We start from the raw sequence: 18,800 nt of genomic DNA, 5'->3' as shown, positions 1-18,800 counted from the left end.
GCCTTCGTCGTCGATGTGTCAGTTGCCGCCGAACAGTTCCGCCGCGGCCGCGTCGGTGAGCACCTCGTAGGTGTCGGTCTCGCGGTTGTAGATCCAGGTGCCGGGGCCGGCCTTCGGATATCCGAACGCCTGGACCGCCGACGCCGACGGCCGGAAGCTCGTGCTGCGCGGGATCTCCTCGACCACATAGACCAGGTCGGGGCGCTGACTGCGGTCGAGCGCGCGCATCGCCTCGGTGACATCGCCCGGTTCGATCCGGAACCCGTCGCGCACGCTCAGCGCGGCCGCGGCCAGAGTTCCCGACGGGGTCGGCAGGGCGAAGGCCACCTCGAGGTCGACCGGGGTGATGTCGTTGAGCACGTCGACGATCGGCTGGGTGAACACCGGGCCCCGGGCGGTGCGGATCACCGTGTCGCGGCGGTCGACGAGCCAGTAGTCGCCGTCGCCGTCACGGCGGAACAGATTCTCCGTCGGCCACCAGGCATCGCCCGCGCGGAACACCCCGCGCAGCCCGCCATCGGAGATGTCGCCGCCGTCGACGGCCTTGCCGAGCAGCAGGCCGGGCTCGTTGTCGGCGCAGCGCCGGGCGAAACCGTCGTCGCCGACGAGGATCTGCTCGCTGACCGGGTCGTAGGCCACCAGTTCCACCGTCGCGGTGCCGGGAACCGGCCTGCCCTTGGCGCCGATCTTGGCGCCGGTGACATTGGCGAGCACCACGTCACCGTCGATGGAGGCGTAGAACTCGAGCACCCGCGCCGGCGGGAATTGCTCGATGGTCCTTCGCCACAGCCCCTTCGGCATACCGGAGCCGATGAACAACCGGATCGGATGGTTGTACCCGGCCGGGAAGACCTGCGCGTCGAGCAGATCGCGCAGCATGGTCCAGGTGTAGGTGACGACGGTGACGCCGTAGCGGTGCACCTCCTCGGCGAACCGGCCCGGATCCATGTCCATCGGCCTGGCCAGCGCGATGCGGCTGCCGCCTGCGATAGCGCCACCGAGACTCACCAGCAGCCCGGACGAATGATGCAGTGGTGCAAGGCAGTACACGGTGTCGCGACGGTCCAGGTCCGCGGCGCTCGCGGTGCCGAAGGCGGACAGGGCCCAGCGGTGGTTGGTGATGTACTTCGCCTCGAGGCGATCGCCGGTGCCGAGCACCAGCACGAAGGCCAGTTCGCGGGCGAGGCCGGGGTTGGGCCGGTACCACGCGGGGACACGAACCGTGTCGGGGTCGATCTGTTCGAGGTCGATCACCCGGTCGCTCGTCGGCACGGCGAGCCGGCGCTGGTCTCCGCCACCGAGCACGAGCACCCGGGCGTTCGTCCCGGCGGCGGCGCGCAGGTTCTCCGGGTCGGTGACGAGCGTCTTCACGCCGGTGAGTTCGATGGCCCGATCGAGTTCGGCGCCGGGGGCGAGCAGCACGGCGACGGCACCGAGCCGCGAGAGCGCGGCCACCGAGGCCAGCGCGCTCGGACGGGTCTCCATCACGATGCCCACCCGCATGGCGGGCCGGATACCGACCGAGATCAGGCCGCGCACCACATTGTCGACCCGCTGCTCGACGGCGGCATTGGTGTGCACGCGGTCGTCGAACAGGACCAGGTCCTTCTGGGGCGCACGCCTGGCGTGTTCGCTGAGCAGTTTGCCGAGGGAGATGCGGGTGTGCGGCTGGATCATGCCCAGGCGGGTCAGGCGCGGCAGTGCGCGCGCCGCCTCGCCCGCCATCTCGATGGAGCCGCGGATCGTGCTGCCCGCGACGCCTTCCAGCGCCTTGCCGACCCCGGCGCCCGCCTCGGCGAGGCTGGCGGCGGTGTGCACCATGCGGGTGGCCGCCGTACGCGGGGCGTTGCCCGGCACGTGTTCCTGCATGGGGGCGATGGTCTCGGGCAGCGGACCGTGGCCGTCCATCCAGGCGATCCAGTCGCGCACCATCGGCCAGGTGTGGTTGGTGGCGGTCGAACCGGCGACCAGGCCGAAATGACCCGCGACGAGGCTGGCCTCGTACACCTCCGCGTGCGGCGCCGCGCGCACGATGCCGCGGACGGCGGCAGGCTGGCCGATGTCGTCGACCTCGCCGACGAAGGCGAGGATGGGGCACTTCAGCTCCGCGAGCGACACGGGATGATCGCGAATCACGAAGCCGCCGAGCATCATCCGGTTGTGCGCGACGAACTGCTTGAGCAGGTCGGCGACCGCGGGCCCCGCGTATCCGACCCAGCCGTCGCTGTTGAGGAAGCGGCGCTGACGTTCCTTGGGCAGCAGCGCCTCCCGGTCGTGCAGCTGCAGCAGGAAGTCGATGCGCGACTTGGCCGTCTTCACCGGGTCGAGCATCTGGAAGCCGAAGCGCACCATCGATTCGGTGATCGGCAGCCGGTGCATCACGTGGTCGGCCAGGAAGTCGGCCACCTCCGACACCAGGCCGTAGGGCAGGCCGAACGGCATGCCCGCCACGATGTCGACGGGGCTGCCGAAGGTGACGATGGAGGCGACGCCCTTGCCGTAGCGGTAGGCGGTGGTCTGGTAGGCGAACATGCCGCCCTGGGAATAGCCCATGAGGTGTACCTGCGCGCCGGTGGCCTCGCACACGGTGTCGATGGCGGAGTTCACGGCCAGCACGTGATCGGCCAGGTCGCGTTCCCAGCCGCCCTCCTCGGTGGCGGGGGAACCGAAATCGATGACCCAGCAGTCGATTCCGCCCGCGTTCAGAATCCCGACGGCACCACCCGCCGCGTTCACGTCCCAGATGTCGGCGTTCACCATGAGCGGCGGAACCAGCAGCGCCACCGGACGGCCCGGCGTCGTGTCATCCGGGAAGTAGTGCCGCAGGCGGTACATGCGCCTGCGTTCGACGACCTCGAAGGGCGAGGACTCGACGTCGTGCGCCAGTCCGCCGAAGCGGATCACCTCCAGCCCGTTCTGCGCGGTAGCCAGCAATCGCTGCACCGACCCGACCACACCTTTTGGACTGATATTCACCGTTCCCACCTGACCCTACCGACTGTGATGCACCTCACACACCCCGATGTGCTCATATGAGCTAACCACACCGGACCTCCATTATGTGTCGGCTGTGACAGGCCGCATGTTGCGGCGTTTCATGTCACACCACGCCGGTCGGTGGCCCCTTCGTCACCGGCGCGGCCGCGGTCCGAAACGAGCGTGTTGCGGAGCCGGAAGTCCAGGTGTTCGACCGGCCGTTCACGGACACCGCCGTGTCCGCAATCGCCTATCGCACAAGGGATCTCCCGGTCAGGACCCGATTTTTCGCGATCGTGCGCGAGCAAGCCGTCCAGCACCTAACATCGTTGTCGTCCGGAACGCTCTGCCGCACATCACTTTTCGTGCAACACGTTTCACACGCCGGGGTCGACCCGCGCAGGACCATTCGCATTCGCTTCACCAACGCCCCAACCTGTCGTCACACGACGACAGGTCGATCGGCCGTACCCGAATCCACTCGAGGTGAGGATGCTATGACCATCGAAATGCCGCTGCCCACAGATAATTCCGTGCGCAAGAGCCTGTCCACCAACGCAGCACAGAAGCTCACCCACACCACCAAATCCGAGCCGCAGATGCAGGGCATCAGTTCGCGCTGGCTCTCGCGCGCACTGCCATGGGTGCAGGTGGCGGGCGGTATCTACCGGGTCAACCGAAGGCTCACCCACACCGTCGGCAACGGGGAGGTCGAATTCGTCGTCGACGGCGCCCGGGCCAGGGTGATCCCGCAGGAATTGCGCGAACTGCCCCCGCTGCGCGAAATCGACGACGACGACCTCTTGCGTCCCCTCGCGGACAGTTTCGTCCAATACGATCTCGACCCCGGAACCGTGCTCGCGGAATTCGGGAATCCGATGGATCAGGTCATTCTCGTCGTCCACGGGAAATTGGCCAGGATCGGTTCGGGTGAATACGGGGAGGCCACCAAACTCGGCCTGCTGTCCGGCGGTGACTATTACGGCGAGGAGATGCTCACCGACCCGTCGGCGATCTGGCCGGACACCGTGAAAACAGTCACCAAGACCACCGTCCTCTGCCTGCCGAGGCAGGAATTCGAGCAGTTCCTCGAGTCGACCCCCGGCCTGGCCCGGATCCGGGCGGATACGTCGACCGCGTCGAGCCGGAACCAGAATTCCAAGGGCGAGGCCGATATCGAGATCGCCTCGGGCCATTCCGGGGAGCCGTTGCTCGAAGGCACCTTCGTCGACTATGACGCCAGTCCGCGCGAGTACGAGCTGAGCCTGGCCCAGAGCGTGCTGCGGATCCACACCAGGGTCGCCGACCTGTTCAACGACCCGATGAACCAGGTCGACCAGCAGCTGCGACTCACCGTCGAGGCGCTCTACGAGCGTCGCGAACACGATCTGGTGAACAATCCCGACTTCGGCCTGCTGCACAATTGTGATCTCAAACAGCGCATCACCACCGAATCCGGCGCACCGTCCCCCGACGACATGGACGAATTGCTCAGCATGCGCCGTGGAACGAAATTCTTCCTCGCCCACCCGAAGGCGATCGCCGCGTTCGGTCGGGAATGTTCGCGCCGTGGCCTGTACCCCGACCCGGTGGAATTCCAGGGTCACCGGGTGCCCGGCTGGCGCGGTGTGCCGATTCTGCCGTGCGGCAAGATCCCGATCAGCGAAACCCAGACCACCTCGATCATGGCGATGCGTATCGGCGAGAAGGACCAGGGCGTGGTCGGCCTGCACCAGACCGGGATTCCCGACGAGTACGAGCCGAGCCTGAACGTGCGGTTCAAGCAGATCGACGATCAGTCGATCATGTCGTACCTGGTGAGCTGCTACTACTCGGCGGCTGTGCTGGTGCCCGACGCGCTCGGTGTGCTCGACGACGTCCTCGTCGCGCGCCGGGCCGACTGAACGGTCGGGCCATGTCCCTGCTCAGCAGAGCCGCCGCTCCCCCGGCGGCCGGCGACCTCGCCGCGACGGTCGTCGCCCTGTTAAACGGTGCGACCGCCCCGGCTGACGTGTTCGCGGGTGCGTCACCGGTCGCCCGGCCCTTCGCGCTCCACTCGAATCACGGCACGGAGCTCATCGGTCGAATCCCCCGGCTCGCGGCATCCACCTCGGTGGCACGGAGCGGCACGTCCGATGTGGTGAACCCGCCCACCGCGCACCGGCTGCGCGGTCCGACCGGGCTCGGCACGTCGGGCCTGCAGGTTTCGCTCCTCGCGCACCGCCCCACCGAGCAACCCGAAAGCAGCGGCAGACGAGACATCCCGGCGCTCTACTGCCCGCCGCCGGAACGCGACGACCCCGCCCTGGCCGAAGCCGTCAATGTCGGCCTGCTCGCCTGGGCCGCCGAGATCGGCCTGTACGAGGGCCGTCTCGACGAACTCGGCAAAGCCGATTTCGGCAGGCTCATCATGCTGGCCCACCCCGACTGCGACGACCCCGATCTGCTGCTCGCCGCGGCGCGCTGCGCTGTCGCCGAATGGTCGGTCGACGACTACTACTGCGAGGAGGACGCCCCTGGCGACACCGCACCCGACGGCACCCCGTCCAGCGCCGCCGCCGAACTCGGGCCACGGCTCGAACTCGCCGCCGCCGCCATGGACCCGGCGCACCTGCCCATGCGCTACGCGCCACGGCTCGAACAGGCCATGCAGGCCGACCCGATCCTGCGCGCGTTCCGCACCTCGTTCGCGCATCTGGCGGGGTACGCGAGCGACGCCCAGCTGGCCAGGCTCCGGACCGAGATCGCGGGCTGGTTCATCGCCCTCGGCGCCGAGGCGGGCTGGCGAGCGGCGGGGCGGATGCCGCCGGTGTGGGAGTACCTGACCAACCGGCAACCGCACAGTTTCCTGCCGTGTATGGCGCCGATCGACGCGGTCGGCCGCTACGAACTCGGCGCACCCGAGTACACCGACCCGGCCGTCCGGCGGGTCGTCACCACCGCGGCACTGGCCGCACAGATGGTCAACGATCTGTATTCGATGGCGCGCGAAGACCTTTCGGGTGGCCGGGAGTTCAACCTGCCGACCGTTCTCGCCGCCGAGGAGGGGTGCAGCCGGGCTGATGCCGTGCTGCGCACCGCCGAGATCCACGACGAACTCATGCACCGCTTCGAACGCGAGGCCGCACCCTTGGCCGCCGCGGGTTCACCGCAATTGCGCCGATTCCTGACGGGCCTGTGGGCCTGGATGGGCGGCAACCGCGCCTGGCACGCCGACAGCCGCCGGTACCACGACGACACCGCATCACGAGAGGACGACCGATGACCATCGCGAACGCCCACACCGACAGCACCGTCCTGCGCACCACCTACCAGCGTTCGGTCGCTGCCTACTGGAACAACAATCCCAACGACGACCGGGTCAACACGAAGCTCGGCGAGGTGGACGGCCTCTACCACCACCACTACGGCATCGGTGAACCCGACTGGTCGGTCATCGAAGGTCCCGAGGACACCCGGCAGGAGCGCCTTGTGCGCGAACTGCACCGCCTCGAGACCGCCCAGGCCGACCTCCTCCTCGACAACCTCGGCGCCATCACCCCCGCCGACCGCCTCCTCGACGGCGGTTCGGGTCGCGGCGGAACCAGCTTCATGGCCGCCGAGCGCTTCGGCTGTTCGGTCGACGGGGTGAGCATCTCCGAGTATCAGGTCGGATTCGCCAACGACCAGGCCGTCGAACGCGGTGTCTCCGATCGGGTGCGCTTCCACTTCCGCAATATGCTCGACACCGGTTTCGACGACGAGTCGGTACGGGCCGTGTGGACCAACGAGACGACCATGTACGTCGATCTGTTCCCCCTTTTCGCGGAGTTCTCCCGCGTGCTGGAACCGGGTGGGCGCTATGTGTGCATCACGGGCTGCTCCAACGATGTCATCGGCGGCCGGTCCGCATCGGTGAGCTGGATCGACGCCCACTACGGCTGCATGATCCATCCGCGCAGCGAGTACTTCCGTGCGCTGTCGGAGAACGGTCTGGTGCCGACCACGGTCATCGATCTGACACCGGACACGATTCCGTACTGGGATCTGCGGACCCATTCGGAACTCGCGACCGGGGTGGAACAGCCGTTTCTCACGGCGTACCGGGAGGGGAGCTTCCAGTATCTGCTGATCGTGGCGGACAAGGTCGCCTGCTGACCGCTGACTGACATGCCCTCGGAGTGCCCGGTAGTCGCCATCGACCACCGGGCACACCCGTCCCCTCCTTGCCATTTTTCTCGACCATCCCTCGGCGAGCTGCATTCGGAACGCAACCCGGATAGATGCGTATATCTACATTTGGCTATGCGAAGAACTTCCTTGGCTAACTCACAGCTTCGCCACAGTCGCAAGCCAGGCCACGGGAGCACTCTCGACAGGGAACGTTTCCGCAGATGGTGAGTGAGGTAGTGATGGTCGAGCTCGAGGTCGACAACGACACGGTGACGGTCCATGTACTCGGTGGGCATCGGCTGCTCGCGCTGCGCCAGCAGGTCGTGATCGACCGTGCCGCCATCACCGAGATCGCCACCGCCGAGGTGGATCTGCGCCCGCCGTGGGTCCGCGCGCCAGGCACCTTCATCCCCGGCGTGATCGCCGCGGGCGTCTACCGGGGCAAGGGCCGGAAAGAGTTCTGGGACACCACTTTCGGTGGGAACGCGGTCCGCATCGACCTGAACGGACCCGACTTCACGCGCCTGGTCGTCGACGTCGACAATCTCGACGCGGTGCTCGACGCCCTGACCGGCGAGCTGGCCGACGCCTGACCTATTCCGACCCGAACGATTCCAGCAACCCGGTATAGAGCTTCGTCGGCGGTGTCGCGAACTCGCCGCTGCCCGACTTGCGCAGTCCGAGTGTGAGCAGCGATTGCACGGTCAACGTGGCCGCCGCGACACCGTCGATCACCGGCACGCCGATCTCCGCACGGATGTGCGCGCAGAGATCCGCCATTCCGGCACAGCCCAGGACGACGGCGTCGGAACCGTCGGCCAGCACCGCCGCCCGGCACGCTTCGGTGACGACCTTGCGTGCATCCGGGTCGGTGTCCAGCGCGAGCACGGGTAGTTCGCACGCGTGCACTCCGTAGCAGAAACGTTGCAGCCCATAGTGTTCGGCCAGATCCACCGCGCGGCCTGTGGTGCGCTGGAGGGTGGTCACGACGCTGAAGCCCCGGCCCAGGTGGCTCGCTGTTCGCATCGCCGCCTCCGCGATCCCGATCACCGGTCCGGTTGCCAGTTCGCGTGCGGCGTCCAGGCCCGGATCACCGAAACAGGCGATGACGTAGCCGTCGACCCCGGCGGCCTCACCTTGCCGAATGGCCGCCAGCAGCCCGGGCACGCTCATCGCCTCGTCGTAGTGGCTTTCGATCGAGACCGGTCCGGTCGCGGAGGTGACCGCGTCGAGCACTGTGCCCGCGCCGACGACAGCCCGGGCGCACTGCTCGATCGTGTCGGTCATCGCCCGGGTGGTATTCGGATTGACGACCCGGATACGCATCAGGCGAGAACCTCCGGCCGGGTCCGGCGCCTGGCGGCGGTGAGCAGGTAGTAAGTGGCGAAACCGAGGCCGCAGCCGATGAACCAGCTGTACTGAGCCGCGGTGTGCATGCCGCGCAAACCATTGGCCAGCACCGGGAACACCGCGACTCCCGCGCCGACCGCGGTGGCGACGATCGCGGCGGGGTGGTAGCCCTTGCGGTAGTAGTAGCTGCCCTGCTCCGACATGGTGAAGAGGTCGTCGACGATCACCTTCTGCTTGCGCACCAGGTAGTAGTCACAGATCAGCACGCCGAACAGCGGTCCGATGAAGGCGCCGAGCACCTCGAGCGTGTAGTGGATCACCTCGGGATTGTTGTAGAGATTCCAGGGCGTGATCAGGATCGAACCGACCGCGGCGATCATCCCGCCCGCGCGCCAGCTGATTCGTTGCGGGCTCACATTGGAGAAGTCGAACGCGGGCGAGATGAAGTTGGCGACGATATTGATGCCGATGGTGGCGATGGTGAAGGTGAGCGCGCCGAGCACGATCGCGAACGTGGAATCGATGCGGGCGACGGTGGCGACCGGATCGGTGATGAGCTCGCCGTAGACGGGCACCGTCAGCGAGGCGGTGATCACCACGAGCAGGGAGAACAGCAGGAAGTTCACCGGCAGGCCCAGTAGGTTGCCGGTCTTCACGGCCGCAAAACTTTTGCCGTAGCGGGAGAAGTCACCGAAGTTGAGCATCGGACCCGAGAAGTAGGACACCACGAGGGCGATCGCGCCGAGCATCACCGGCACCGACGCCCAGCCGGTGTGGGTCACCTCCCCCAGGTTCAGGTCGATGGCACTCCAGCCGGCGCGCGAGATCAGGTAACCGCAGAGCACGAACATCACGACATACACGGCGGGACCACAGAAATCGATGAACTTGCGGATGGATTCCATGCCACGCCAGAACACGCACGCCTGCGCCACCCACAACAGCAGATAGCTGCCCCAGCCCAGCGCCGACAAACCGAGAAAACCGTAGTCGGCGGTGACGGCGTACGGCGCCAGACCCGGAAACAGTTTCACCAGAACCACATCCAGTGCGGCGGAGGCGAGGAAGGTCTGAATTCCGTACCAGGCCACCGCGATCAGTCCGCGAATGATCGCCGGGATATTGGCACCGAGCACTCCGAACGCGCTCCGGCAGATCACCGGATACGGAACACCGGTGACCTGGCTCGGTTTGGCGACCAGATTGCAGAAGAAGTAGACGATGACGATGCCGATCAGCAGGGCGACGAGAACCTGCCAGCTCGCCAGACCGAGTGCGAAAAGGCTTCCCGCGGTGACATATCCGCCGACGCTGTGCACGTCCGACATCCAGAACGCGAAGATGTTGTAGGTGCCCCACGTCTGCTTGCGCAGCGGTGCGAGATCCTCGTTGGTCAATCGTGGATCGTAGGCGGGCGGATCAGTGGCGGGCGCACCGGTGGCGACGGTGATGGTATCGGTCATGGTCGTTCCCATCCGAAGGGTTCAGCTGCTGCGATGACCGTAGGTTTGAGCAGTTGCCCTGCGGTTTCCCGCGAATTTCGCCGCTATTGCGCCGAAGATATATTCTCCGGCGCGAGCAGACCGGTGTCGGTGGGAAGGGTCGCGATCACCGATTCGAGTCGTCGATGGTGCTCTTCGGCCGTGACGAGCAGACGGGCCACATCTCGGGCGAGGAAGGCGTCGAGCATCGCGAGGTGGTCGGTGTGCAGGAGCTCACGGTCGGCGCGGTCGATGTGCACCATCGATTGCACGGGTTCGGTGACATTCCAGGCGGATTCGAGCATCTGCAACAGGCGGAACATGCGCGACGGGCGGGTCAGCGCCACGTGAAAACAGCGTGACTGGCGCTGATACGCCGCCGGGTCGTCGTCGAGGATCGCCTGCTCGAGCAGGTCGTTCACGGCGAGCAGTTCGGCGCGTTCGGCGTCGTCCGCCGACAGCGCGGCCGCGGCGAGCGAGGCCGATTCCAGGGTGTCGCGCACGATGTACATCTCCCGTAGTTCACGCGCCGTCAGCTGCGCGACCTGGTACCCGCGCTGCGGGCGGTGGGTGACCAGCCCCTCCCCGATCAGGGTTTTCAGCGCTTCGCGCACCGGGATGTGACTCACCCCGAACAGTACGGCCACCTCGCGCAGCGGGATCACGGTGCACGGCGGGACGGCACCGTCGAGGATCACGCGGCGCAGTTCGCCCAGGATCACCTGTGGCCTACCGGGTTCGTCCACCACAAGCCTCGCGAGCAGCGCCGATCGTCGTCTCGAGGACATGCGTGCACGCTATGACCCGAGTATTGCGCCCACGCTGCCGGATGTGACGGTCAGGAAAAGATCACCGTACCGACCGGTCCCATGGGTGATTTGGCATGCTCGGATGATGGGAGTTTCGACAGCGCAGTCGGTGGATCGCCGTTTCGTCCGTCTGGTCACCGTGTTCGATCAATTGTTCCGTAAGCCTTCGCACGGGGGTGGCGCGCTGTGCGTGTACCTGCACGGCGAACCGGTGGTCGATGTCTGGGCCGGGTACGCGCGCCCGGGTGTGCCGTGGACGGCGGACTCGGTGGCGCTGGCCTTCTCCACCGGAAAAGGCGTGGCGTCCACGGTGATTCACCAGCTCGCCGAGCGTGGCGAGCTCGACTACGACACCCCGGTCGCCGAATACTGGCCCGAGTTCGCGGCGGCGGGCAAGGGCCGCATCACGGTCCGCGACGTGCTCACCCACCGAGCCGGGCTGCACCGATTGCGCGGCCTGATCTCCGGGCCGATCGACACCTTCCTCGACGACAAGGCGGTCACCGCCGCGCTCGCCGCCGCCACCCCGGACCCGCGTCATCTCGTCACCAGTGGTTACCACGGAATCAGCTACGGGCACCTGGCCGCCGAGCTGGTGCAGCGCGTCACTGGTCGCGAATTCGTCGACGTGGTTCGCACCGAACTCGCCGAACCTCTCGACGCGGAGGAACTCTGGTTCCGCGTGCCCGCCGGGGAACGTCATCGCATCGCCACCACCTTCCCCCGCCTCACCGCCGCAGGCATGGATTGGGAGCGCGGTTCCGACCTGCTCACCCGCACCCGATTCGCGGCGGCGGCCGAAACCACCCCGCGCGGTTTCGCCGACCTCATCGTCGACCCGCGCGTGCACGACGCGGTGATGCCCGGCGTCAACGGTGTCTTCTCCGCCCGGGCTCTGGCCCGCGTCTACGGCGCCCTGGCCAACGGCGGCGAACTCGGCGGCACCCGTATCCTGTCCCCCGACACGATTCGCCGCGCCGCCACCCGGCAGGTCTTCACCCCCGACTATGTGCTCGCCTTCCGCATCCCGTGGGCGATGGGCTACCACGGCGTGCCGATGAAACCCTCACGGGCCGAGCCGATCTCGGCCTTCGGCCACTTCGGTCTCGGCGGCTCCGGCGCCTTCGCCGACCCGGAAACCGGTCTGTCCCTCGCCTTCGTCACCAACCGGCTCGGCGGCAAACTCACGCCCCTCGGCGACGCTCGCCTCACCCGCCTCGGCACCATCGCCCACAACATCGCCAAGGCCGCCCTCCGCGCCTGACCCGGTCAGTCGATCACCACGCTTCGGTGGCGGCATCGCCCGAGTGGCAAACGCCACCAGAGCGTGGTGATCGCGCGTCCAGGTCCGTGGGGAGGCGGCGGCTGGCACGATGGGGCGATGGAGAGCGTTGAGTTCGGGCAGGTGGAGGCCGCGGCGCGGGTGGTGGGGGCGGTGGTGCGGCGGACGCCGGTGGTCGGGTCGCGGGTGCTGTCGGAACGGGCCGGGGTGCCGGTGTGGTTGAAGTGTGAGAATTTGCAGCGAACCGGGTCGTTCAAGCCGCGGGGCGCGTACAACCGGATCGCGAATCTGTCGCCCGCGGAACGGGCTCGCGGGGTGGTGGCGGCGAGCGCGGGCAATCACGCGCAGGGGGTGGCGTGGTCGGCAGCGGAGCTGGGAATCACCTCGACGGTGTTCATGCCGATCGGGGCGTCGTTGCCGAAGCTGGTCGCCACCCGGGCCTACGGGGCGGAAGTGCATCAGGTCGGCGAGACGATCGACGAATCGCTCGTGGCGGCAAAGGAATTCGCGGAGCGAACCGGAGCTACGCTGATCCATCCGTTCGATCATCCCGACATCGTGGCCGGACAGGCGAGTGTCGCTCTGGAAATTCTCGAGCAGGTGCCGGACGTGCGGACCGTGGTGGTTCCGACCGGCGGCGGCGGGTTGCTCGCGGGCGTGGCCATCGCGATGAATCAGCTCGCGCCGCAGGTGGGCGTGATCGGTGTGCAGGCGGCGGAGGCGGCGGCGTGGCCGGATTCGCTGCGGGCAGGCACGCCCATTCGGGCGTCGCGGATGTCGACGATGGCGGACGGGATCGCGGTGGGGATGCCGGGCGCGGTGCCGTTCGGTCATGTGTCGAAACTGGTGTCGCGGATCGTCACCGTCGACGAGGAATCGCTGTCCAAGGCCTTGCTGCTGTGCCTGGAACGGGCCAAACTCATTGTCGAACCGGCGGGTGCGGCGGGGGTCGCCGCCTTACTCGGCCCCGAATTGCGTGACCTGCCGGGGCCGATCGTGGTGATCCTGTCCGGCGGAAACATCGACCCACTGTTGCTCACCCGGGTGATCAATCACGGTCTGAGCGCGGCCGGGCGCTATCTGGCGATGCGCGTGACCATCTCGGACCGACCGGGCGCGTTGTCCGCGCTACTCGGAGTGGTCGGCAAGGCCGGGGCGAGTGTGGTCGACGTCGTCCACTCGAGGACCGGGACGTGGCTCGCGGTCGACGAGGTGGAGGTGTCACTCACCGTGGAGATGCGGGGACCCGCGCACCGCGACGACGTGCTGGACGCACTGCGCGACGCGGGATTCCGGGTCCGCGCCGAGTTGTGAGCCGAGCGGGATTCGCGTCGGCGCCGTCCGATGTCAATGCGCGCCACCGAGTTCCAGTGCCAGCACGCCGAGAATGACCAAGCCGATTCCACCGACCTGCACCAGTGACAGCCGCTCACCCAGGAACAGCACACCGATCAGGGCGATGGCGGCCACCCCGACGGCAGACCAGATCCCGTACGCGACACCGATACCCATCCCCCGCTTCAACACCTGGGACAGGAAGTAGAAGGCCGCACCGTATCCGAGCACGACCACCACCGACGGCGCCGGTTTGGTGAATCCTTCCGACAGTTTCAGCGAAACGGTCGCGGTCACCTCGGATGCGATGGCCAGCGCCAGCAAGAGCAGGGTCATGGCGGCAGACTAACGGGCGCCGTGCTCGACCGGTCAGGGACATCTCCAGCGCATCCGAACCGCGTGAAGGTGCGCGGTCGGCGGCGAACTGTCAGTCGCGCAACCGATCCGAGCCGCCCTCGGGATGTCTGCGCGGCTGGCTGGTCAGTTCAGCCAGGCGCGGGCTTCGTCGGCGTTCTCGCGAACCTCGTCGAGTTGCTCGGCGACGCGGACGCCCGCGGTGCCACCACGCGCGTTGCGGGAGGCGATCGAGCCGGGGACGGTGAGTACTTCGCGCACACCGGCGGTCAACGAGGGGTCGATCGCGGCGAATTCCTCGTCGGTGAGTTCGTCGAGGCCCACACCGCGGGCCTCGGCGGCGCGCACGCACGCACCGGCCGCCTCGTGGGCCACACGGAACGGAACACCTTGGCGCACCATCCATTCCGCGATGTCGGTGGCGAGCGTGAAACCGGCGGGGGCGAGTTCGGCCATGCGGTCGGTGTGGAAGGTGAGGGTGCCGACGAGGCCGGCGATGGCGGGCAGCAGCAGTTCGAGCTGAGCGACCGAGTCGAACAGGGGTTCCTTGTCCTCCTGCAGGTCCCGGTTGTACGCCAGCGGTTGGGCTTTCAAGGTGGCGAGCAGGCCGGTCAGGTTGCCGATCAAACGGCCCGCCTTGCCACGGGTGAGTTCCGAGACGTCGGGGTTCTTCTTCTGCGGCATGATCGACGAGCCGGTGGACCAGGCGTCGGCGAGGGTGACGTAGCCGAATTCCGGTGTGCTCCAGAGGATGATCTCCTCGGCCATGCGGCTCAAGTCGACACCGATCATGGCGAGGACGAACGCAGCCTCCGCGGCGAAGTCACGCGAAGAGGTGGCGTCGATCGAATTGGCCGCCGAGGCAGTGAAATTCAGTTCCGCGGCGATCTGCTCGGGATCGAGACCGAGCGAGGAGCCGGCGAGCGCGCCCGAACCGTAGGGCGAGATCGCGGCACGCTTGTCGAAGTCGCGCAGGCGTTCCAGGTCGCGCAGCAGCGGGTGCGCGTGGGCGAGCAGGTGATGGGCCAGCAGTACGGGCTGGGCGGCCTGCAGGTGAGTCTTGCCCGGCATCACCGCGTCCGGGTGCGCGGCGGCTTGGGCGACGAGCGCGTCGACCACGTCGAGCACACCAGCGGCCACGCGACGCACACCGTCACGCAGCCACATGCGGAACAGGGTGGCCACCTGGTCGTTTCGCGACCGGCCCGCCCGCAGCCTGCCACCGAGCTCGGTACCGACCCGCTCGATCAGCCCCCGCTCCAGCGCGCCGTGCACGTCCTCGTCGGAATCGGCGGGCCCGAATGCCCCCGAGGCCACGTCGGCGGCCAGCGCGTCCAGCCCGGCCAGCATGCCGGACAGATCCTCGTCGGACAGCAGCCCCGCCTTGTGCAGCACCCGGGCGTGCGCCTGCGAGGCGCGGATGTCGTAGGGCGCCAGCGCCCAGTCGAAGTGCGTCGACTTGCTCAGCGCCGCCATCGCCTCGGCGGGCCCGGACGCGAAGCGCCCACCCCAGAGCGCCCCGGTGTTCGTGCTGCCGCCGTCGGTCATCGTCTGCCGTCTCCTGTCCGCCTCCCCGCGACTTTTGCCGGTCGCGGGGAGGTCGCTGGGTTCTACACCGGGCTCACGTCATGGACCACAGCGGTTCTGGGCGTACCCGGTGAGTTACCCATGTTCGCGCGAAATCAGTCGGAGCCTTGAACTACTTCTGGTTGAGGTCTCGCCGTGCCGCGACCTTGGAGGACAGGCCGTGGATCTGGACGAAGCCCTTGGCCAGGGACTGGTCGAAGGTGTCGCCCTCGTCGTAGGTGGCCAGGTTGAAGTCGTAGAGCGACTGCTCGGAGCGGCGGCCGTTGACCACGGCGGAACCGCCGTGCAGCACCATCCGGATGTCGCCGGAGACGTTCTGCTGGGTGTCCTGGACGAACGCGTCGAGTGCACGCTTGAGCGGGGAGTACCACAGGCCGTCGTAGGCCAGCTCGGCCCAGCGCTGCTCGACCTGACGCTTGTACCGGCCCAGCTCGCGCTCGACGGTGACGTTCTCCAGCGCCTGGTGCGCGGTGATCAGCGCGATGGCGCCCGGTGCCTCGTAGATCTCGCGGCTCTTGATGCCGACGAGGCGGTCCTCGACCATGTCGAGGCGGCCCACGCCCTGGCGACCGGCGCGGGTGTTCATCTCCTCGATGGCCTGCAGCACGGTGACCTGGCGGCCGTCGATCGCGACCGGCACACCCTTGTCGAAGGTGATGATGACCTCGTCGGGGGCCTCGAAGTTCACCGTCGGGTCGGCGGTGTAGTCGTAGACGTCCTTGGTCGGCGCGTTCCACAGGTCCTCGAGGAACCCGGTCTCGACCGCGCGGCCCCACACGTTCTGGTCGATCGAGAACGGCGACTTCTTGGTGACGTTGATCGGGAGCTTGTTCTCCTCGGCGAAGGCGATGGCCTTCTCGCGGGTCCAGGCGTAGTCGCGGACCGGGGCGATGACCTCCAGATCGGGCGCGAGCGCGCCGATGCCGACCTCGAAGCGGACCTGGTCGTTGCCCTTGCCGGTGCAGCCGTGCGACACGGTGGTGGCGTTGTGGAACTTGGCGGCCTCGACGAGGTGCTTGACGATCAGCGGGCGGCTGATGGCCGAGACCAGCGGGTACTGGCCCATGTACATGGCGTTGGCCTGGATGGTGGGCAGGCAGTATTCGTCGGCGAACTCGTCGCGCGCGTCGACCACGATGGCCTCCACGGCGCCGCAGTCCAGGGCTCGCTGGCGCACCACGTTCATGTCCTCGCCGCCCTGGCCCAGGTCGATGGCGACGGCCACGACCTCGGAACCGGTCTCCTTCGCGATCCAGCTGATGGCGACGGAGGTGTCAAGCCCACCGGAGTAGGCGAGTACGACGCGATCGGACATGTTTGTTGCGCTCCTTGAACTGGTGTCTGTGGACGGCTCGCGCCGTTGCTGCAAATGATTATGCACGATGATGCAAGCTCATTCATCACCGGGGTGCGACTCCTCGACGGCCGACACCATCTGTGAGACGCTGGTCACAGTAGCTACTCATCCAGTCGGGGTCGAGGAGTAAACATGCAGCAATTACGTGATTTCGCTCAGGCCAACTACGACCTCATCGGGCTCGTCGTCATCGGCGTCGGGAATTTCGCCCTGACCGTCGGCAAGACCCTGTTCGACCTGAGCACCCCCATTCTCCAGGATTTCTTCGCCTGACCCTCGACACCGGAGGCCACCATGGAAGACGCCATCCTGCAATTTCTCATGGAGAACTACGAGCCCGGCGCGGCGGTCGGCCTGCACGTGGGCCGCGTACTGTTCGACCTCAGCTCACCACTGATCCTGGCCGTCCTGAATTTCCTCGCGTCCTGAACGCGGTCGTACCGGCTCGGCGGGCGGTTTGAAGGGTGCGAGATCGGGAAGCACCCTCGCAGGGTAGTGCGCCGTACACGGTGTACGGCACTCTGGGACAGCACTATTCGGCCCGCCAGAAGTGAGGACGAACAAGATGCTTCATTACATCGCGCAGGAATTCTCGACGCTCGGCAACGGTGTGCTCGATGTCGGCCGCGCCGTGGTCGAGCTGGTGCAGGACATCATCGATGTCGCCACACCGGGCCACAACGGTGGTGCGGGCGGCGGGGACTACCCGTTCAACTGATGTTCGCTCGGCGCGGGCTGCGCCGGATGACGCGCCCGCGCCGATAGTGTCCCCGGCATGAGCGACGACGTGCGGCTCAGCGCCGGTACCGCGACAGTCACCATCGCCCCCGACGACGGGGGTGCGATCCACAGCCTCACCGTGGCGGGCACGGAACTGCTGCGCCAGGACCCCGGGACCGGGTGTTTCGTGATGGCGCCATGGGCAGGCCGGCTCGGCTACGGCAAGCTCACCGTGGGTGATCGCACCTACCAGTTGCCGATCGACAATCCGCCGCACAGCATTCACGGCACCGTCCGCGACCGTGCGTGGGAAGTCGTTTCCAGGACAGCGAACGAGGCGATACTTCGTTGCCGGTTGACGGCGCCGTGGCCGTTCGCGGGCACGGTCGTCCAGACCTTCACCCTCACCGAGTCGGGCCTGACCCTGGCGATGCGCATCACCACCGACCACGACCCGTTCCCCGCCCAAGGCGGCTGGCATCCGTGGTTCCTGCGCGACGTCGCCCCCGCGACCGGCCCACTCGAACTCGACTTCCACCCGGCCTGGCAGTACGAACGCGGCCCCGACTACCTCCCGACCGGCCGCCACATCCCACCAACTCCCCCACCGTGGGACGACTGCTTCGCCATGCCCGACGGCGTCCGTGCCCGCCTCACCTGGCCGGGATTCCTCGAGTTCACGATCAGCAGCCCCGTCACCGACGTGGTCGTGTGGACATTGCCGGAGGAATCCCTCTCGGTCGAAGCACAATCCGGACCACCGGACGGCCTGAACACCGAGCCGAGGATGGTCACACCGAGCAACCCTCTCGATGTGCGAGTCGACTGGACCTGGCGGCAGGTGTCGGAAGACTGATCCTCAGGCCAGGCTTTCGATCTTGGCGGCGAGTTCGGCGCCGGTCAGGGGTTCGCGCGCGATGACGGCGATGGTGTCGTCGCCTGCGATGGTGCCGACGATGTAGGGCAGGGCGGCGCGGTCGAGGGCGCTGGCCAGGAAGTGGGCGGCGCCGGGTGGGGTGCGCAGGACGGCGAGGTTGCCGCTGAAATCGGTGGAGACGAGCAGGTCGGCCAGCAGTTTCGACAGGCGGCCGGTGCCGCCGGTGACGCCGCGGACGGGACTGCCGTCCTCGGGGACGATGTAGACCCCGGCGCCGCCGTCGGCGGCCCGCAGCTTCACCGCGCCGAGTTCGTCCAGGTCACGAGACAGGGTGGCCTGGGTGGTCTCGATGCCCTCGGCGGCCAGTAGTGCGGCCAGTTCGGTCTGGCTGCGCACCGAATGCGCCGAGAGCAATTCGACGATGCGTGACTGGCGGCCGGCGCGGGTGCGGGCGATGGCGGGTGTGCCCTTCTCGGGTGCGCTCATCGCCTGCCCTCCGCGTCGGCCCCGGATCGCGGTC

Annotated in this window: 18 protein-coding genes; 10 read left to right on the top strand and 8 right to left on the bottom strand. The window is 67.6% G+C overall.

Going from position 1 to position 18,800, the window contains the following annotated elements; translation table 11 throughout:
* Positions 1-18: 18 nt before the first annotated feature.
* A complete protein-coding gene (locus tag LDL21_RS29155; RefSeq protein ID WP_225282596.1) occupies positions 19-2,976 on the bottom strand; it encodes an AMP-binding protein in 2,958 nt (985 codons plus the stop codon).
* 497 nt (positions 2,977-3,473) lie between these two features.
* Between LDL21_RS29155 and LDL21_RS29150 the strand changes: the two genes are divergently transcribed.
* From LDL21_RS29150 to LDL21_RS29135, 4 genes are all read left to right on the top strand, one after another.
* Positions 3,474-4,880, top strand: coding sequence for a family 2B encapsulin nanocompartment shell protein (locus LDL21_RS29150; protein WP_181697763.1), 1,407 nt, complete (start codon positions 3,474-3,476; stop codon positions 4,878-4,880).
* A gap of 11 nt (positions 4,881-4,891) precedes the next feature.
* Positions 4,892-6,241, top strand: coding sequence for a family 2 encapsulin nanocompartment cargo protein terpene cyclase (locus tag LDL21_RS29145; protein ID WP_225282595.1), 1,350 nt, complete (start codon positions 4,892-4,894; stop codon positions 6,239-6,241).
* Positions 6,238-7,113, top strand: coding sequence for a geranyl diphosphate 2-C-methyltransferase (locus tag LDL21_RS29140; protein WP_181697761.1), 876 nt, complete (start codon positions 6,238-6,240; stop codon positions 7,111-7,113). Before LDL21_RS29145 ends, LDL21_RS29140 begins: the two co-directional genes overlap by 4 nt.
* A gap of 236 nt (positions 7,114-7,349) precedes the next feature.
* The gene (locus LDL21_RS29135) at positions 7,350-7,721 is read left to right on the top strand and encodes a hypothetical protein (protein WP_225282594.1); all 372 of its coding nucleotides are present in this window, start codon (positions 7,350-7,352) and stop codon (positions 7,719-7,721) included.
* 1 nt (position 7,722) lies between these two features.
* Here LDL21_RS29135 and LDL21_RS29130 read toward each other — a convergent pair whose 3' ends face one another.
* The 3 genes from LDL21_RS29130 to LDL21_RS29120 all read right to left on the bottom strand — a co-directional run bounded on the left by LDL21_RS29130 (position 7,723) and on the right by LDL21_RS29120 (position 10,747).
* On the bottom strand, positions 7,723-8,454 hold the full coding sequence (locus tag LDL21_RS29130) for an aspartate/glutamate racemase family protein (protein WP_225282593.1): 732 nt from the start codon (positions 8,452-8,454) through the stop codon (positions 7,723-7,725).
* Positions 8,454-9,941, bottom strand: a complete 1,488-nt coding sequence (locus LDL21_RS29125; protein ID WP_225282592.1) for an NCS1 family nucleobase:cation symporter-1 — start codon at positions 9,939-9,941, stop codon at positions 8,454-8,456. The genes LDL21_RS29130 and LDL21_RS29125 overlap by 1 nt, the downstream gene beginning before the upstream one ends.
* Positions 9,942-10,024: 83 nt before the next feature.
* Positions 10,025-10,747 (bottom strand): GntR family transcriptional regulator, encoded by a 723-nt coding sequence (locus LDL21_RS29120; RefSeq protein ID WP_225282591.1) that lies wholly within the window; start codon positions 10,745-10,747, stop codon positions 10,025-10,027.
* A 106-nt stretch (positions 10,748-10,853) separates the two neighbouring features.
* On the opposite strand from LDL21_RS29120, the gene LDL21_RS29115 reads away from it, so the two are divergent.
* Both LDL21_RS29115 and ilvA read left to right on the top strand, forming a co-directional pair.
* Positions 10,854-12,032: a serine hydrolase domain-containing protein gene (locus LDL21_RS29115; RefSeq protein ID WP_225282590.1), complete on the top strand. Its 1,179-nt coding sequence runs from the start codon at positions 10,854-10,856 to the stop codon at positions 12,030-12,032.
* Positions 12,033-12,149: 117 nt separating this feature from the next.
* Positions 12,150-13,364 carry a threonine ammonia-lyase gene (ilvA, locus tag LDL21_RS29110; RefSeq protein WP_225282589.1) on the top strand — a complete coding sequence of 405 codons (1,215 nt, stop codon included), beginning with the start codon at positions 12,150-12,152 and terminating at the stop codon, positions 13,362-13,364.
* A 33-nt stretch (positions 13,365-13,397) separates the two neighbouring features.
* Here the strand turns inward: ilvA and LDL21_RS29105 are convergent, their stop codons facing one another.
* The 3 genes from LDL21_RS29105 to LDL21_RS29095 form a co-directional block, all read right to left on the bottom strand.
* Positions 13,398-13,721, bottom strand: coding sequence for a DMT family transporter (locus LDL21_RS29105; protein ID WP_181697755.1), 324 nt, complete (start codon positions 13,719-13,721; stop codon positions 13,398-13,400).
* A gap of 144 nt (positions 13,722-13,865) precedes the next feature.
* Positions 13,866-15,287 carry an argininosuccinate lyase gene (argH, locus tag LDL21_RS29100; RefSeq protein ID WP_067644424.1) on the bottom strand — a complete coding sequence of 474 codons (1,422 nt, stop codon included), beginning with the start codon at positions 15,285-15,287 and terminating at the stop codon, positions 13,866-13,868.
* A 151-nt stretch (positions 15,288-15,438) separates the two neighbouring features.
* The gene (locus LDL21_RS29095; protein WP_181697753.1) at positions 15,439-16,641 is read right to left on the bottom strand and encodes an argininosuccinate synthase; all 1,203 of its coding nucleotides are present in this window, start codon (positions 16,639-16,641) and stop codon (positions 15,439-15,441) included.
* A 174-nt stretch (positions 16,642-16,815) separates the two neighbouring features.
* Between LDL21_RS29095 and LDL21_RS29090 the strand changes: the two genes are divergently transcribed.
* The 4 genes from LDL21_RS29090 to LDL21_RS29080 all read left to right on the top strand — a co-directional run bounded on the left by LDL21_RS29090 (position 16,816) and on the right by LDL21_RS29080 (position 18,259).
* Positions 16,816-16,956 carry a hypothetical protein gene (locus tag LDL21_RS29090; RefSeq protein ID WP_166655845.1) on the top strand — a complete coding sequence of 47 codons (141 nt, stop codon included), beginning with the start codon at positions 16,816-16,818 and terminating at the stop codon, positions 16,954-16,956.
* 21 nt (positions 16,957-16,977) lie between these two features.
* A complete protein-coding gene (locus tag LDL21_RS29930) occupies positions 16,978-17,112 on the top strand; it encodes a hypothetical protein (protein WP_255284058.1) in 135 nt (44 codons plus the stop codon).
* Positions 17,113-17,248: 136 nt separating this feature from the next.
* Positions 17,249-17,401 carry a hypothetical protein gene (locus tag LDL21_RS29085; RefSeq protein ID WP_157102182.1) on the top strand — a complete coding sequence of 51 codons (153 nt, stop codon included), beginning with the start codon at positions 17,249-17,251 and terminating at the stop codon, positions 17,399-17,401.
* Between the two features lie 57 nt (positions 17,402-17,458).
* Positions 17,459-18,259, top strand: coding sequence for an aldose epimerase family protein (locus LDL21_RS29080; RefSeq protein ID WP_225282588.1), 801 nt, complete (start codon positions 17,459-17,461; stop codon positions 18,257-18,259).
* A 3-nt stretch (positions 18,260-18,262) separates the two neighbouring features.
* Here LDL21_RS29080 and LDL21_RS29075 read toward each other — a convergent pair whose 3' ends face one another.
* The gene (locus LDL21_RS29075; RefSeq protein ID WP_181697751.1) at positions 18,263-18,766 is read right to left on the bottom strand and encodes an arginine repressor; all 504 of its coding nucleotides are present in this window, start codon (positions 18,764-18,766) and stop codon (positions 18,263-18,265) included.
* Positions 18,767-18,800: the final 34 nt, after the last annotated feature.

Source organism: Nocardia rosealba (assembly GCF_020216065.1).
GTDB classification, from domain to species: domain Bacteria; phylum Actinomycetota; class Actinomycetes; order Mycobacteriales; family Mycobacteriaceae; genus Nocardia; species Nocardia rosealba.
The sequence above is the reverse complement of the archived record's forward strand: the minus strand, read 5'-3'. Positions and strand labels throughout refer to the sequence as shown.